This is a genomic window from Micromonospora sp. NPDC049900, from assembly GCF_044461025.1.
GTDB lineage: Bacteria > Actinomycetota > Actinomycetes > Mycobacteriales > Micromonosporaceae > Micromonospora.
This window is the reverse complement of sequence record NZ_JBITKM010000012.1, coordinates 131,219-145,832: the sequence shown is the minus strand read 5'-3', so window position 1 is coordinate 145,832 and position 14,614 is coordinate 131,219. Positions and strand designations below refer to the sequence as shown.

Genomic DNA, 14,614 nt, shown 5'->3' with positions numbered 1-14,614 from the left:
CCCCGCCCCCCCGCGCCCCCCGCCGCCCCCCCCCCCCCGCGGGGCGGGCGCCCCCCCCCCCCCCCCCCCCCCCCACGACCCTTTTCGGGTCGACGATCGCGGTTCTCAGCGGCGGACGCTGCGCAGCATCGCCGCGATGAGGACCCCTCCGACGGCGAGGTGCATCAGTAGGAGCACGGCCGTCGCGGCACCGGTCTCCGCCATGAACGGCCCGGCGAGGGAGAGCAGCGTGAAGAGCACCGCCACGATCACCCAGATCCGCAGGCCGTGTCGGGTGACCCGCTCCAGCAACGCGAGCAGGCCCCAGCCGAGCAACGAGGTGATCAGCGAAGAGGCGATCACCGCGCCCACACCGATCTCCATCGGCGGTTCGCCCGAGGCCACCGTGGCCATCAGGTCCACCCCGGCCAGCGGCACCGCCACCACCCAGATCACCACCGCCGCCAGCACGGCCGCCAGAACGCCGATCGCGCGCTGACGCCAGCGCGGCCTGCTCCTTTCCGTCGAATCTCCGGTTGCCGATGAAACGGCAGAATCCATGGCCTTTCCCCAATCGTGTGAGTGGATTCGCGACACGGGTGCCCGGCACATCTGACGAACAATTCGGGTGACCCGGATCCTACCGTCGACCAACCCATACCGGGAGGGCTGACCGAACCTATTTTCGCAAACATCTCCGTCGATGCTGAACAAGAAGGTTGACGAAGGCGACGTCGTGGCGATTCGAGGTGGCTGACGTCTTTCGTCCTGCGCCGGCCGTGGTGCCGATGCGCACGCGACAAGAAGACACCCTGCGGCCTCCCGGTCAGGCTGAATGGGCCCAGACGCCCGTGGCGCCCGGCGACGGGAGTTGCGACCAGGAGGAGAACCGATGTCGACCCCCACGACGACGCCCGACGAGCGCCCGGCCTTCCCGATCGGACGCCAGTGTCCGTACCGACCGTCCAGCGACTATGCGGCGTTCCGGGCCGAGGGACCCCTGTCCCGGGTGCGTCTCTACGACGGACGAGAGGCGTGGCTGGTGACCGGGCATGCGGAGGCTCGATCGCTGTTGGCCGACCGTCGTCTGTCGATCAACGCCCGCGCAGAGGGCTTCCCCGCACTCAGCGCGGAGATGGCGGAACTGGCGAACACCGGCTACACGGATGTCCTGATCGGTGTCGACCCGCCGCTGCACACCCGGCAGCGCACGATGCTGATCCCGAGCTTCTCGGTCCGGCGGATGAACGCGTTGCGTCCGGCCATCCAGGACATCGTCGACCAGCGGATCGACGCCATGCTGGCGGCGGGTTCGCCAGCGGATCTGGTGGCCGAGTTCGCGCTGCCGGTGCCGTCCATGGCGGTCTGCGTGCTGCTCGGCGTCCCGTACGAGGACCGGGTGGCCTTTGCCCGCCCGGCCAGGGAGCTGTTCGACGCCGACCCGGGCCGGGCCGCCGCGGCGATGACCGCTCTGACCGACTACTTCGGTCGGCTGATCGCGGCCAAGGAGCGTGATCCGGGTACCGGGCTGCTCGACGACCTCATCGCCGATCAGGTACGCAGGGGGCGCCTCAGCCGTGACGAGCTGGTCATCTACGCGATGCTCATGCTGATCGCCGGGCAGGACACCACCGCCAACGTGATCTCCCTGGGGAGTCTGGCGTTGCTGGAGCATCCCGACCAGTTCGCCACGCTCCGGGCCGACCCGGAGCTGGTGACCGGTGCGGTCGAGGAGATCATGCGGTACGTCTCCCTGGTCGAGGCGATCTCCCGGGTGGCGGTGGAGGACATCGAGATCGCCGGACGTCGCATCAAGGCCGGCGAGGGCGTGCTGATCGGTGCCGCCGCCGCCAACTTCTCCACCGCGCTGGTGCCCACTCCGGACGAGTTCGACGTGACTCGGTCGCCGCGCCATCATCTCGGTTTCGGGTTCGGCATCCACCAGTGCATCGGGCAGAACCTGGCCCGCATCGAGCTGGAGCTGACCTTCCGCGCGCTGACCCAGCGGCTGCCGGGTCTTCGTCTCGCCGTGCCGGCGCAGGAGATCCGCAGCAACGTCACCGGTCCGATGGAACGGCTGACCACCCTGCCGGTGGCCTGGTAGAGCCGCCCGGTCCGGGACGTCCGGCCGGCGTGTCGGGCCGTGACGTCGGCCGCGCCTGGCCGCCATGGAGGCGACCGGCCGCCCCGTGGCGGCGAGGCGCGTTCATCGGGACCGGCACCCGACGGCCCGCCGCCGACTCCATCGGAGGCGGGCCGTCGGGTCAGCAGGTTCGGTCGGTGCGCGGTGCCGCTCCACCCAGTGCGGCGTAGCGCGCGGCGAGGGCATGGAAGGACTGCTTGGGCTCCCACCGGTAGGGCGACGCCGGATCGTCGTGGTACTCCCGGATCGTCCGGACCAGCGCCATGCTCGCCACGTCGAGGTCGACGCGGGGATCGACGGAGAACGGGTGGGTCGGATGGATGAATTCACTGACCGCCACGCCGTGCACCCCGGCCCGGACGAAGACGTCCAGCATCCGCTGATGGAACTCTGCCTGAGCAGGCTCGTCGCGCCGCACGCCGGGCCGGACGGTCGGCACGGCGCCGCTGCGGTCGACCACGTCGAAGGAGAGGAATGCCTGCTCGGCCGCTCGCGTGTGCGTCGCGGTGCCGAACTCCGCGATCATCACCGGCTTGCCCCACCGGTGGTACCGCGTGATCTCCGCGACGCGGTCCTCGTCCCGGGCCGGATAGCCGAGCGTGTAGAAGTGCATCAACCGGATCACGTCGCACAGCCGCCAGTCGACGTCCTCGAACGGTGCCGCCGCGTAGCCGACCTCGCCGGAGAAGTGGGACCGCACGACCCCCAGCATCCCGTCGAGGAACTGGTTGAGCCGCTGATTGCCGTCGACCAGGTCGACCGGATCGGTCGGCCGCAGGAGGTGGTGGTCGGCGTCGGCGAAGACGTTGGCCATCCGCTCGTGGTAGCGCCCACCGGGTAGCAGGCCCGGGGTGAACACCGAGTGGACACAGCCCGCGGAGAAGCTCACGGCCGCCCCGTCGCGACGCAGTCGCTCGGCGAGACGGGCCGCCTCGGCCAGGTGGTCGACGACCTCCGACTGCGGCCGGTCGACGAGTCGTGGCTGCCACCAGACGTGCAACCCGACCTCGGCGGCTGCCCGCGCGGTGTCGTCCAGGCGTCCGAGGTCGCTGCCGTAGACGGTCACCGAGTTGCAGTGCAGCCGCCGGCGGATCGCGCCGATCTCGTCCACCATCCGGTCGGTGCTCCAGAGCACCCGGGACAGCTCGCCCTGCCCGGTGGCGAAGTTGGTGCCGGTGTCGTAGGCGACACCCACCGAGCGCAGGACTCCGGCGGAACCGGAGGAACTGTCGGGCTGCGGGCTGCGAACCATCGCGATCTCCCTGGTGACGTGGGACGGACGACCTGTCCGGGCTCGACCCTGCCAACCGTCGTCGTCATCCCGCACCTTCGGACGTGCGACCAGTCGACACTGCCGCCGCGTGACCGAGCACGCACGAAGGTGCTCGGTCCGCCCGTCGCTGCCACGCTGGGCACATGGCGGAGTTCGACGGCAGGGCCGTCCTGATCACCGGCGGCGGCAGCGGCATCGGCCTGGCCACCGCGCGTACCTTGCTGGACGCGGGGGCGCAGGTGGTGCTCGCCGGCCGTGACGCCGCGCGACTGCGGGGTGCGGTCGAGACCCTCGACGCTCCCGCACGTGTGACCGCGGTCCCCACCGACGTGTCGAGGGAGTCCGACCTCGACCGTCTGATGGCGGTCGTGGCAGACCGCGTCGGCCGGTTGCACGGGGTGTTCGCCAACGCCGGCGTCGCCCGCTTCAACCCCTGTGCTGCGGTGACCGGGGACGAGTACACCGACCTGCTGGACACCAACGTGCGGGGGGTCTTCCAGACGATTCAGAAGTCACTGCCGTTGTTGGCCGACCGGGCGGCGATCGTGGTCAACGGCAGTTGGCTGGTGCACCGCGGCCTGGCGACCACGCCCCTGTACGCGGCGGGCAAGGCCGCGGTGGTGAACCTCGCGCGTTCCCTCGCCGCCGACCTGGGCACCCGCGGCACCCGGGTGAACGCGGTGAGCCCCGGTTACATCGTGACGGACATGTTCCTCGGCATCGCCGATACGGCGCAGGCCCGGGAGGGTGCCCGCCGTCAGGTGCCGTTGGGGCGGCTGGGGCGCCCGGCGGACGTGGCGCAGGCCGTGGCCTTCCTGCTCTCCGACCGCGCCTCCTACATCACCGGTCAGGAACTGCTGGTCGACGGCGGCCTGATCACCTCGGTGCCGAACTGATACCTGGTGGCCCTCCGACGGGAGGAGGCCACCGTCGCCGACCGGATCGGCGTTTCAGGCGTGGTGGATCCGGTACCCCACGCCGGGCGGGCACCGCGCGATCGTTGACCCCACGAGGAGGTCGCGCGGTGCCCGCCCCGTTCGCGCCCGCTCCGGTCCGCTCGCCATCGGCGGGTCCACCGTCCGTCGTCGGATTGACCGGCACGAGCCTCGATCCCGCCGGTGAGGCGAGGCATCGGTACCGGCCCCGACTCGTCGCCGGGGCCATCGGCGACGACGAGCGGGCCCTGACACCCGGGTCTGCTGCGCCGGAGCAGGCACAGGTCAGAGATACGGCTTGCGGGCGGCGACGATCGCGTACCCGATCTCGGTCCGCCTCCCGAAATAGTCCCGGTAGGACGCCGCCAGAGTGGCCACCGTCTCCGCTCCGAAGCGTGCGGTGAGCTCGTCGCGCAGCTCCTCGATCCGGTCGAGATACCGCAGTCCCATGCCGTACACCCGCGGTCCGCACTGGGTGTACTCCTCGACGTCGAAGCCCGCCGCGCCGAGCAGCGAGGTCCACTCCGCCACGGAGTGCAACTGGTTGATGCTGAAGAGCGCCATGAAAGGCGCCACCTGTGCCGCGCTCACGTGCGACTCACGGGTGCAGTCGGTGATGGCCAGCCGACCGCCGGGGCGCAGCACGCGGTGGAACTCGGCCAGTGCCACCGCCACGTCGACGGCGTGCACCATGGCCTCGACGGCCACCACGGCGTCGACCGAGCCGTCGGCCAGGGCGAGTTGGTGGTAGTCACCGAGGGCGAAGTCGACCCGCGCGCCGAGTCCGGCCCGCTCGGCCCGGCCGCGTGCCTCCTGCACCTGGACCGGACTCACGGTCACACCGGTGACCCGGACTCCGTACTCCTCGGCGAGTTGTACCGCCGGGGCCCCGACGCCGCAGCCCGCATCCAGGACGTGCTCGCCGGGACGCAGGTCGATCGCGTCGCCGACCTTGCGGGTGATCCGGCGGGCCGCCTCGACGACGGGGGTGTCGTCACGGTCGTCGTACCAGTAGGACAGGTGTTCCTGACCGTCGATGAAGACCTGCGACAGCGCGGCGGTGGAGTCGTAGAGCCGGCTGAGCTCGTCGGTGCTGGGGGTCGTTCGGTCCATCGCTCCTCGTTTCGGTGTCGCGCCGCTCCGATCGCTAATCACCCTCACATCCACATCGGGGCCACTCATCTCCCGTGTTGCCGGACGCCGCCCGTCGACACTGACAGCAACCGCCCGGCGACCGCATCGGTATAGTGAGCCGTGGATGCTTGATCCACGATGGAGGGGAAGAGGCTTCGATGGCCGACCTCGGCGCGGACGCGCCCGCGCACGACACCGCGCAGAAGCCCGCCATCATCGACGAGACCGCCTTCGCCGCACTTGTCGACCGGCACCGGCGCGAGTTGCAGGTCCACTGCTATCGGATGCTGGGGTCCTTCGAGGATGCCGAGGACCTGGTCCAGGAGACCTACCTACGGGCGTGGCGCAAGCGCGAGACGTTCGAGGGGCGATCGGCAGTCCGCGCCTGGCTGTACCGCATCGCCACGAACGTGTGCCTGGACTTCCTGCGGGCCAACGCGCGTACACCGATGCCGTACCGGCAGCCGGCGCTCGGCGCGGATCCGGACGCCCCGGGCGGTCCCACCGACGAGGTGCCCTGGCTTCAGCCGTACCCGGACCGACTGCTCGACGTCGTCGCGTCGCCGGACAGTCAGCCCGACTCGCAGGTCGTGGCCCGGGAGACGATCGAGCTCGCCTTCCTCGTCGCGATCCAGCATCTGCCGGCTCAGCAGCGGGCCGTGCTGATCCTGCGTGACGTGCTCGCCTGGACGGCGAACGAGACCGCCGCGATGCTCGACATCAGCGTCCCCTCCGCGAACAGCGCACTCCAGCGCGCCCGCGCCACCCTCAAGGATCGGCTGCCGCGGCGTCCGATCGAGTGGGGTCCGACCACGGACCCGGCGGAGGCGGAGCGGGCCCTCGTCCATCGGTGTATCGAGGCGTTGGAGAAGGCCGACGCGGCGAGCTTCGCCAAGCTGCTGCGCGAGGACGTCCGCGTCACCATGCCGCCGGACCCGTTCTGGATCGTCGGCCGGGAGGCCTTCACCGCCGGGCTGCTCGCCCAGTTCGACCCGACCTCGCCGGCCTACTTCGGCGAGTGGCGCGCGCTGGGGACACGCGCGAATCGGCAACCGGCGGTCGCCGGGTACGTCCGGCGGCCGGGCGAGTCGCTGTACCGCCCGCAGGTGCTGAACGTCTTCCGGGTGGAGGGCGGCACGATCACGGAGATCACCGCGTTCCCGCCGGAGGTCTTCTCCGCCTTCGACCTACCGGAGCAGTTGTGAGCGGCCGGACGGCGGCGGTGTCGGTCAGCGCCGCCGTGCGACGGTGAGGCCGTCGGCGATCGGCAACATCACGGTCTCCAGCCGGTCGTCGGCCGCCACGGCGGCATTGACCGCACGCAGTACGCCGGCACAGCGCCGTTGCATGGGGTCGGTGGCCAGATCGGGTGCGGTCACGAAGCCGTCCAGCAACACGTTGTCCAGCAACAACAGGCCACCCGGGCGGAGTAGCGGCACCGCCAGCTCGTAGTAGGTCGGGTAGTTCAGCTTGTCGGCGTCGACGAAGACGACGTCCACCGCGGCCTGGCGTGGCATCGCCCGGAGGCTGCGGGCAGCCGGTCCGAGCCGGAACTCGATCCGGTCCGCCATCCCGGCCTGCTGCCAGTGGGTCCGGGCAAGGTCGTGCCACCGGTCACTGTTGTCGCAGGTGATCACCGTGCCTCCGGGGGCGAGACCGCGTGCGAAGGCGAGGGCCGACAGCCCGGTGAAGGTACCGAGGTCGATCACCGTACGGGCGTGCACAAGCCGGGCCAGCAGGGTCAGCAGCGCGACCTGTTCCGTCGGCACCATCATCCCGGCGACATCGCCGAGCCGTGCCGTGGCGGCGACCAGGTCGCGTACCGTCTCATCCGGCGCCGAGGTCGAGGCGAGCAGGTATTCGCGCAGCACCTGGTTGACCGGTACGTGTTTGGCGGCTGTGCCGTCTCCCACCGCGTCTGTCCTCCCTGGTCGCTGGGCCGGTGCCCCGAGCTGGCGGGCACGGGTCTGGATCTCGGTCCGATCGTCGTCGTGCGGTCCCGGCAGGCGCATCCTCCACCGTGCCGAGGCGGCGTCTCGGGGTCGGCGCGGGTCGCGCACGGCTGAGGAAGCGACCGCCCGTGACGCCGTGCCACGCTGACGCCAGGGATCACGACCAGCCAGGGAGCGGTAATGCGGGCAATGTGGAAAGGCGCCATCTCCTTCGGTCTCGTGTCGATCGCCGTGCGGGTACATGCCGCCACGGAGGAGAAGACCGTACGGTTTCGGCAGGTGCACCGCGACGACGGCGGCCGGATCGGCATTCGCCGGTTCTGTGACGACTGCGACCGTGAGGTGGCCTACGAGGACGTCGCCAAGGGGTACGAGACCGACGACGGGCTGCTGGTCGTCGTCGGCGACGAGGAATTGGCCGCGCTGCGTCCGCCGGCACCGCGCGCCATCGAGGTGGGCCGGTTCGTCCGCGTCGACGAGATCGACCCCATCCTCTACGACCGGACGTACTTCCTGGAGCCGGACGACATCGCGGTGCTGCCGTACACGCTGTTGCGTGACGCGTTGCGCGGCAGTGGTCGTGCGGCCCTCGCGCGGGTGACGTTGCGTCAGGTGGAGCGTCTGGCGGCGATCCGGGTACGCGAGGACATGCTCGTCATGCACACGATGGTCTGGCCGGACGAGTTGCGCGTCCCGGAGTTTCCCTTCCTGTCCTCCCCGGTCGTGGTGCCGGCGCCGGAACTCGCCCGCACGACCTCGCTCGTCGACGCGATGACCGACCGGTTCGATCCCGACGACGAGCGGGACGAACACCGGGCCGCGGTGCTGGCGTTGGTGGCCACGAAGGTCGACGCCACCCCGGAGGGCGCGGTGGCGTCGGTTCCGGCCGCTGACGCCGCAGCAACGTCAGCGTCGCCGTCGGAGGTCGTGCCGGCGCAACCCGCGCCGCGCCGGCCTCGCGCCAGGAAGGCCGCCTAGCCTCCGGACGGCCTCAGGTGCCGTAGCCCTCCGTCACCACCCGACGTACCGAGTCGCCGTATCCGTCGTGGCTCTCCGGTGCCACCGTGCCCAGTCCGTCGACGTATCGGTTGAACATGCAGAATGCGGCGGCGATCAACACCGTGTCGTGGATCTCGACGTCGGTGGCGTCCTGTTCGCGGGCGGCCCGCACCAGTTCGCCGCTGACGTCACGGCCCGACCGCTGCACCGCCGCGGCGATGCCCAGCAGGGCCTTGAGCTTGGCCGAGATCGGCGCGGACTCGGGGTCGGCGCGGACCTGCTCCACCAGCGGCAGGCCCTCGTCCAGTTGGGCGGCGGCGAACAACGAGTGCGAGGTACAGCAGAATTCGCACTCGTTGCGGCCGGAGACGTACGCGGCGATCAGCTCCCGCTCTCCCCGGCTCAGTGAGCTGGGGCCGCGCAGCAGCACCTCGGCGAGTTCGTTGAGGGGTTTGGCGGTCTCGGGGCGGTACCGCATCAGGCCGACGATGCCGGGGTGCTTCGCCTCGTCGAGGCCGAGATCGATGTGCGCGATGAGGTCACCTCTCAGGTGGACGGTGTGGCTCTCCGGCGGCCTTCGGACGCCTGCGGTCATCGGATGGTGGCACGCGCAGCGGTCGTGGACTTCTTCGAACGTGCTCAATTCCCCGCCGTCCATCGCCGTTCTCCGAGTATCGGGCCCATCGGCCCGGCTCTGGCGTGTCCGAGGCCGTTGACAGCACCCCGTCCGGATCGGGACCGTCGTGTTCTCGGCACCGGCGAAGTGGAGGCGTGGCGGATGGACGACACCGGTTCCGGCGTCAGCGCGCAGCACCGCTATGTGATCATCGGTGGAGGGCCGGCGGGCCTGCAGCTCAGCTACTATCTACACCGGGCCGGCTGCGACTACCTGACGGTGGAGCGGGAGTCCGCACCGGCGGCCTTCTTCCGCCACTATCCGCGGCACCGCCGGTTGATCTCCCTGAACAAGGTGCACGCGGTCAGCGACGACCCGGAGATCCGGCTGCGGTGGGACTGGAACTCGCTGCTTCAGGAGCCGGCTGAGCTGCCCTTTCCGAAGTACAGCCAGGAGTACTTTCCGCACGCTGACGACATGGTGCGCTACCTGGACGACTTCCACCGCCACCACGAGCTGCGGATCCGGTTCGACACCGCGGTCGAGCGGATCGAGGCGACCGGGGACGGATTCGTCGTGCACACCACCGCCGGCCCGATCGGTGCCCGCTGCGTCGTCGTGGCGATCGGCTGGGGTCGGCCGAACGTCCCGCCGATACCGGGGATCGAGCACGCCGTCGGCTACGAGGAGTTGGACGTCGACCCGAGTCGCTATGCGGGTCAACGGGTCTTGATCATCGGCAAGGGCAATTCCGCGTTCGAGACCGCCTCGGCCATCCTCGGCCACGCCGCGATGGTGCACCTGGCCAGTCCTCGGTCGATTCGGCTGGCCTGGAACACCAAGCATCCGGGAGACGTCCGCGGCCATCACGGGGCGGTGTTGGACAGCTACCAGTTCAAGACGCTGCACGCGGTGCTCGACTGCGTCATCGACGAGATCCGGCGCGACGGTTCCCGGTACGAGGTCCGGCTGACCTACACCCACGCCGACGGCGAGACGGCGGTGCTGCCGTACGAGTCGGTGCTGAGGTGCACCGGCTTCGCCATGGACACCAGCCTGTTCACCGACGGATGTCGCCCCGAGTTGGTGCCCAGCGGTCGCATGCCGGCGACCCGGCCGGACTGGCAGTCGACGAACGTCGACGGGCTCTACTTCGCCGGGACCATCGCCCAGGCCCGTGACTTCAAGCGGGCATCGTCGGCTTTCATAGATGGATTTCGCTACAATCTGCGGACGCTGACGGCGCTGCTCCGCGAGCGGTACGAGGGAGTCCCCCTTCCGCACCGCACCGTCCTGCGCACTCCCGACGCGCTGACCTCGCTGGTGCTGGACCGGGTGAACTGGAGCTCGGCCCTGTGGACCCAGTTCGAGTACCTCTGCGACGCCCTGGTCGTCGACGACGTCGCCGGCAGCGTGCGGCACTACACCGACCTGCCGGAGGACTACGCCCGGGAGCGCTTCCACGACCAGCCGCACTACTACACCTTCGGCCTGCGGTGGGGACGCGAGGACTACCGCGACGTCTTCGCCATCGAACGGCACCCACAGCCGGACCGCGCCGCGGAGAGCGCCTTCATCCACCCCGTCATCCGCCGCTACCACGGCCGGACGCAGGTGGACGAACTCCACCTGCTGGAGGATCTGCTCGCGCAGTGGCGCCGCCCCGACCGGCACATCGAGCCGCTGCACCGGTACTTCACCCGGGAACTCGGTCGGTCCCGCCGCGGCGGGTCAGAGCCGGACCAGGACCTCCCGCAGTGATTTGCGGTCCAGGTGCGGCACGGTGGCCCCCGGTGCCGGGTAACCGACCGGCATCACCACGTACGGCCGCTCCTCGGCGGGACGGTCACAGACCTCGTTGAGGAAGCGCATCGGAGAGGGTGTGTGGGTCAGCGTGGCCAGTCCGGCGTGGTGCAGGGCCGTGATGAGCACACCGACGGCGATCCCGACGGACTCCTTGACGTAATACGGCTTGGGTGAGTTCGGTCCCTGGTGCACCTCGAAGACGACGATCACCACGGGAGCGTCCGTGAGGAACGGCTTGCGCCAGTCGGTGCCCAGCGGCGCGATCGCGGCGAGCCACTCGGCGGTGGCCCGTCGTTCGTAGAACTCCCGTTCCTCGGCCTCGGCGGCGGCGCGCAACCGTCGTTTGCGGTCCGGATCGGCGACCACGACGAACCGCCACGGCTGCACGTTGGCACCGCTCGGAGCGGTGGCCGCCGCCCGGACGGCCTGCTCGACGGCCTCCATCGGCACCGGCCTCGGGGAGAAGTGCCGCACCGACCGTCTCGTGGCCATCCGGTCCGCGAAGGCTCGGCTCACCCCGACCGTCTCCGTCTCGTCACGTCTCACCGGCTGCTGACCCATGCCTGTCGCGTCCATCGACCCTCTCCTGCCCTCGGGTACCAACCCAGCATCCCCGTCCGAGCCGGTCGCCGCTTACGGCAGAGAGCCTTCTTCGACGGGTTCGTCGAGGGCGGTGCCGCGCACCGTCTGGGCGATCAGGTAGTCCACGGCGTCGGCGGGCCGGTCCCGGCGACGGCCCGCGCGGCGCTGCCGGTGGGCACCGCTGCCGGCCGCCAGCAGGCGGCGCAGCCGTCGGTCCAGCAACCCGCGGTCACCGAGTTGCTCCAGCACCGGCTGCAACGCCCCGACCAGCCCCGTGATCAGGGCGGTCGCGGGCATCAGGCGCCCGGTACGGAGATCGATCAGGTCACCGTCGAGCCCGTCTCGGGCAGCACGCCAGTACGCGAGACGCAACAGCTCCGCCGGTACGTCGTGGTCCGCCTCACCCCGCTCGACCGACGCCACGGCGCGGACCACGAGCGCCCGGACCAGCGCCGCGTACAGCGCCGACTCCTCCGCCGTCACCGGCACGTCCGCGACCCGGATCTCCAGCGTCGGGTGGGTGACCGAGGGACGTACGTCCCAGAACAGCGTGCCGGAGTCGACGGTGGCACCGGCGGCGGTGGCGGCCTCCACGGTCTGCGCGTAGTGCGCGGCGGAGGTGAACCGGGGCGGCGGCCCGGCGACCGGCCAGCGAGACCACATCACGGTCCGCCAGCTCGCGTAACCGGTGTCCCGACCACGCCAGTACGGCGAGTTCGCGGTCAGCGCGATCAGCAACGGAAGGTGTGCCCGCAGATGGTTGCTGACCTGCACCGCATACTCGCGGTCGGGCATCTCGACGTGCACGTGCAGGGCGCAGACGGCCAGATCGTCGTGCAGGCCACGGAACATCGCGGTGCCCCTGGCCGGCCGCGGACCCTCGACGATCGGTACCGGGCCGTCAGGCTGGATGACCGGCGTGCCGGCAGCGACGAGACGGAGCCCGGCGTCGACCGCGCAGCCGGCGACCACCCGGCGTGCCTCGACCAGATCGTCGATCAGGTCACGCATGGAGGTGACCGGGCGGGTCCGGGTCTCCACGTGCACGGTGGTGATCTCCCCACAGACCCGATCGCCGAGCTGTTCGCGGGCCCGCGCCACGACGCGGGCGGCGCCCGGGGCCACCGCCCGGCTCTCCCCGTCCACCAGGAAGAACTCCTCCTCCACCCCGATCCGGACGCCGGGTGCGTCGTCCGAGCCGTTGCTCCGCTGGTGAGACACGCCTGTGCCGCCTTCCCGTCACCTGGCGGTGCCACGTCGTCGCGGCCCGCCGTCAGGCTACGGTCCGACGGTCGTCAGGGGCGTGTCACGCGCGGCGAGAAGCCGCGTGATCAGCCCGGCGAGCAGTGCGACCCGTTCGGGCGCCCGCGCCAGATCGACGTACTCGCCTCGGGCGTGCGGGTGCCCACCGACACCGCCGAGCCCGTCGAGGGTGGGTACGCCGAGTGCGGCGGTGAAGTTGGCGTCCGACGCGCCGGCGGCGTACGCGCCGTCGACGGCCGGTAACCCCAGTTCGGCAGCGACAGCCTGGGCCTGCCAGAGCAACGGACGACCCATCGCCTCGGGCATCGGGTAGCGGTTGACACCGCCCTCGATGACGAGCGTCGCGCCGGGCAGCCGCGGTACGAGGCTCCGCAGCGCCTCGTCGACTCGGTGCAGCTCGTCGCGGCTCCACGCCCGGACGTCGACGTGCATCACGGCCGCCTCGGGCACCACGTTGGTCATCGTGCCGGCGGTCAGTACGGTCGGCGTGACGCTCGTGCCGTCACCGGCCAACGTCCCCACGTTCAGCAGTTGGTGGGCCAGTTCGACACCCGCGTTGACGCCGCGATGCGGCTCGACGCCCGCGTGTGCCGCTCGGCCCCGCACCGTCAACTGGTACACCGATCCGCCCTTACGCGCGATCTTGACTTTACCGGACTCGGTGCTCGGCTCGCCCACCAGGACCGCACCGGAGCGGGCCGCCTGTTGTTCGATAAGTGGACGCGAGGCCGGCGAGCCGCTCTCCTCGTCGCAGGTGAGCAGGAGCCCCACCGGTGACGGGTCGGGCAGCAGCTCCACGGCGGCGAGCATCTGCACGATGCCGGCCTTCATGTCGCAGACCCCTGGGCCGGTGGCGACGGTCCCGGTGATCGCGAACGGCCAGTCTCGTACGGTGCCGGCGGGCCACACCGTGTCGTAGTGCCCGAGCAGCAGGACCCGTTGCCGCTCGGCAGGCCACAACAGATGGGGCAGACCGTCGAGCCAGATCCGTCGCGCCGGCCTGCCGAGGGCAGCGGTGCCCCAGTCCTCAAGGAGATCCGCGCACGCGGTCAACTCGTCGGCGGCTCCCGGTGGCGACTCGCAGGCGACAAGGTCACGAAGTCGAGTGGTCATCCACGGCAGCCGGTCCCGCGCGCGGGCACACACATCTCTGAGGCCAGTCATCGCTCGATCGTGCATCAGACAGTGAACCCTCGTACGGCAACAAACGAGGTATGCCGCTTTTGCCCCGCCTATCCCCGCCAGGTACGGCAGTCTGCGATAACCGCCGCCGCGTCGGCCGCCGATACCGCAGCCGTTCCACGATGGTGGATGTCGAGAACCGCACGGCGAGCTTCGACCCATCATGCGAGGTCCGCTGCCACCACCGTCAGGGAGGTCACCGTGCGGTTCATCATGCTCAGTTGGCTCGACCACGACAGCATCGCCGTACCCGGCACCAGGAACTGGAGCGCAGAAGACCTCCGTACGCACTTCCGGTACCTCGACGACCTGCACCAGACCCTGACCACGACCGGGGAACTGGTGAGCAGCCACACCCTGGCCCATCACCGACGGTCGCTGATCGTCCGCGCCGACACCGGAGGGTCGTCGGCGGTGGTGGGCTCCTTCGGCGCCCGCGCTCTGGCCGGCTACTGGCTGATCGACTGCACGGGGCCCCGGCGCGCCATCGAGATCGCCGCTCTCCTCTCCGCCGCACCCGGCACCTCGGCGCATCCCCTCAACCATCCGATCGAGTTGCGCCCAGTGGTCGAGGCGCAGCCCTCGCGGTGACGACACCCGTCTCCGCCGGGCACACCGACTACCGGAAAGCCGGCGCGGGGGGGGGGGGGGCCGCGGCGGCGGCCCCCCCCCCCCCCCCGCGGGGGGGGGGGGGGTGGGGGGGGGGGCACCCCCCCCCCCCCCCCCACCAAAAGAGGACCACACCCCCCG

14 protein-coding genes are annotated in these 14,614 nt (G+C 70.8%); 6 read left to right on the top strand and 8 right to left on the bottom strand.

Annotated elements, in window-relative coordinates:
* Positions 1–105: 105 nt before the first annotated feature.
* Positions 106–540, bottom strand: a complete 435-nt coding sequence (locus tag ACIBMZ_RS23535; protein WP_396697182.1) for a DUF6069 family protein — start codon at positions 538–540, stop codon at positions 106–108.
* A gap of 331 nt (positions 541–871) precedes the next feature.
* Between ACIBMZ_RS23535 and ACIBMZ_RS23530 the strand changes: the two genes are divergently transcribed.
* The gene (locus ACIBMZ_RS23530; RefSeq protein WP_396697180.1) at positions 872–2,083 is read left to right on the top strand and encodes a cytochrome P450; all 1,212 of its coding nucleotides are present in this window, start codon (positions 872–874) and stop codon (positions 2,081–2,083) included.
* A gap of 160 nt (positions 2,084–2,243) precedes the next feature.
* Here the strand turns inward: ACIBMZ_RS23530 and ACIBMZ_RS23525 are convergent, their stop codons facing one another.
* The gene (locus ACIBMZ_RS23525) at positions 2,244–3,374 is read right to left on the bottom strand and encodes an abortive infection protein (protein WP_396697178.1); all 1,131 of its coding nucleotides are present in this window, start codon (positions 3,372–3,374) and stop codon (positions 2,244–2,246) included.
* A 164-nt stretch (positions 3,375–3,538) separates the two neighbouring features.
* Here ACIBMZ_RS23525 and ACIBMZ_RS23520 point away from each other — a divergent pair, with 164 nt between their 5' ends.
* The gene (locus ACIBMZ_RS23520) at positions 3,539–4,291 is read left to right on the top strand and encodes an SDR family NAD(P)-dependent oxidoreductase (protein WP_396697176.1); all 753 of its coding nucleotides are present in this window, start codon (positions 3,539–3,541) and stop codon (positions 4,289–4,291) included.
* Between the two features lie 324 nt (positions 4,292–4,615).
* On the opposite strand, the gene ACIBMZ_RS23515 is transcribed toward ACIBMZ_RS23520, so the two are convergent.
* Positions 4,616–5,443, bottom strand: coding sequence for an SAM-dependent methyltransferase (locus ACIBMZ_RS23515; RefSeq protein WP_396697174.1), 828 nt, complete (start codon positions 5,441–5,443; stop codon positions 4,616–4,618).
* Positions 5,444–5,622: 179 nt separating this feature from the next.
* Between ACIBMZ_RS23515 and ACIBMZ_RS23510 the strand changes: the two genes are divergently transcribed.
* Positions 5,623–6,669, top strand: coding sequence for an RNA polymerase subunit sigma-70 (locus ACIBMZ_RS23510; RefSeq protein ID WP_396697172.1), 1,047 nt, complete (start codon positions 5,623–5,625; stop codon positions 6,667–6,669).
* Positions 6,670–6,693: 24 nt separating this feature from the next.
* On the opposite strand, the gene ACIBMZ_RS23505 is transcribed toward ACIBMZ_RS23510, so the two are convergent.
* Positions 6,694–7,377 carry an O-methyltransferase gene (locus ACIBMZ_RS23505; protein WP_396697170.1) on the bottom strand — a complete coding sequence of 228 codons (684 nt, stop codon included), beginning with the start codon at positions 7,375–7,377 and terminating at the stop codon, positions 6,694–6,696.
* A gap of 219 nt (positions 7,378–7,596) precedes the next feature.
* Between ACIBMZ_RS23505 and ACIBMZ_RS23500 the strand changes: the two genes are divergently transcribed.
* Complete coding sequence (locus ACIBMZ_RS23500; RefSeq protein ID WP_396697168.1) at positions 7,597–8,394, top strand: Ku protein; 798 nt, start codon at positions 7,597–7,599, stop codon at positions 8,392–8,394.
* Between the two features lie 13 nt (positions 8,395–8,407).
* Here the strand turns inward: ACIBMZ_RS23500 and ACIBMZ_RS23495 are convergent, their stop codons facing one another.
* Positions 8,408–8,950 (bottom strand): carboxymuconolactone decarboxylase family protein, encoded by a 543-nt coding sequence (locus ACIBMZ_RS23495; protein WP_396697236.1) that lies wholly within the window; start codon positions 8,948–8,950, stop codon positions 8,408–8,410.
* Positions 8,951–9,193: 243 nt separating this feature from the next.
* On the opposite strand from ACIBMZ_RS23495, the gene ACIBMZ_RS23490 reads away from it, so the two are divergent.
* Positions 9,194–10,792: an NAD(P)-binding domain-containing protein gene (locus ACIBMZ_RS23490; RefSeq protein ID WP_396697166.1), complete on the top strand. Its 1,599-nt coding sequence runs from the start codon at positions 9,194–9,196 to the stop codon at positions 10,790–10,792.
* Here the strand turns inward: ACIBMZ_RS23490 and ACIBMZ_RS23485 are convergent.
* The 3 genes from ACIBMZ_RS23485 to ACIBMZ_RS23475 form a co-directional block, all read right to left on the bottom strand.
* Complete coding sequence (locus ACIBMZ_RS23485) at positions 10,763–11,398, bottom strand: nitroreductase family protein (RefSeq protein WP_396697234.1); 636 nt, start codon at positions 11,396–11,398, stop codon at positions 10,763–10,765. The two genes, ACIBMZ_RS23490 and ACIBMZ_RS23485, sit on opposite strands and share 30 nt — an antisense overlap.
* A gap of 72 nt (positions 11,399–11,470) precedes the next feature.
* Positions 11,471–12,640: a glutamate--cysteine ligase gene (locus tag ACIBMZ_RS23480; RefSeq protein WP_396697164.1), complete on the bottom strand. Its 1,170-nt coding sequence runs from the start codon at positions 12,638–12,640 to the stop codon at positions 11,471–11,473.
* Between the two features lie 57 nt (positions 12,641–12,697).
* Positions 12,698–13,846: a M20 family metallopeptidase gene (locus ACIBMZ_RS23475; protein ID WP_396697162.1), complete on the bottom strand. Its 1,149-nt coding sequence runs from the start codon at positions 13,844–13,846 to the stop codon at positions 12,698–12,700.
* A 219-nt stretch (positions 13,847–14,065) separates the two neighbouring features.
* On the opposite strand from ACIBMZ_RS23475, the gene ACIBMZ_RS23470 reads away from it, so the two are divergent.
* A complete protein-coding gene (locus ACIBMZ_RS23470) occupies positions 14,066–14,455 on the top strand; it encodes a YciI family protein (protein WP_396697160.1) in 390 nt (129 codons plus the stop codon).
* The last annotated feature ends 159 nt before the right edge of the window (positions 14,456–14,614 follow it).

Coding starts and splice junctions, on each gene's coding strand:
- ACIBMZ_RS23535 (WP_396697182.1), bottom strand. CDS start 540: ATGGATTCTGCCGTTTCATCGGCAACCGGAGATTCGACGGAAAGGAGC.
- ACIBMZ_RS23530 (WP_396697180.1), top strand. CDS start 872: ATGTCGACCCCCACGACGACGCCCGACGAGCGCCCGGCCTTCCCGATC.
- ACIBMZ_RS23525 (WP_396697178.1), bottom strand. CDS start 3,374: ATGGTTCGCAGCCCGCAGCCCGACAGTTCCTCCGGTTCCGCCGGAGTC.
- ACIBMZ_RS23520 (WP_396697176.1), top strand. CDS start 3,539: ATGGCGGAGTTCGACGGCAGGGCCGTCCTGATCACCGGCGGCGGCAGC.
- ACIBMZ_RS23515 (WP_396697174.1), bottom strand. CDS start 5,443: ATGGACCGAACGACCCCCAGCACCGACGAGCTCAGCCGGCTCTACGAC.
- ACIBMZ_RS23510 (WP_396697172.1), top strand. CDS start 5,623: ATGGCCGACCTCGGCGCGGACGCGCCCGCGCACGACACCGCGCAGAAG.
- ACIBMZ_RS23500 (WP_396697168.1), top strand. CDS start 7,597: ATGCGGGCAATGTGGAAAGGCGCCATCTCCTTCGGTCTCGTGTCGATC.
- ACIBMZ_RS23490 (WP_396697166.1), top strand. CDS start 9,194: ATGGACGACACCGGTTCCGGCGTCAGCGCGCAGCACCGCTATGTGATC.
- ACIBMZ_RS23485 (WP_396697234.1), bottom strand. CDS start 11,398: ATGGGTCAGCAGCCGGTGAGACGTGACGAGACGGAGACGGTCGGGGTG.
- ACIBMZ_RS23475 (WP_396697162.1), bottom strand. CDS start 13,846: ATGACTGGCCTCAGAGATGTGTGTGCCCGCGCGCGGGACCGGCTGCCG.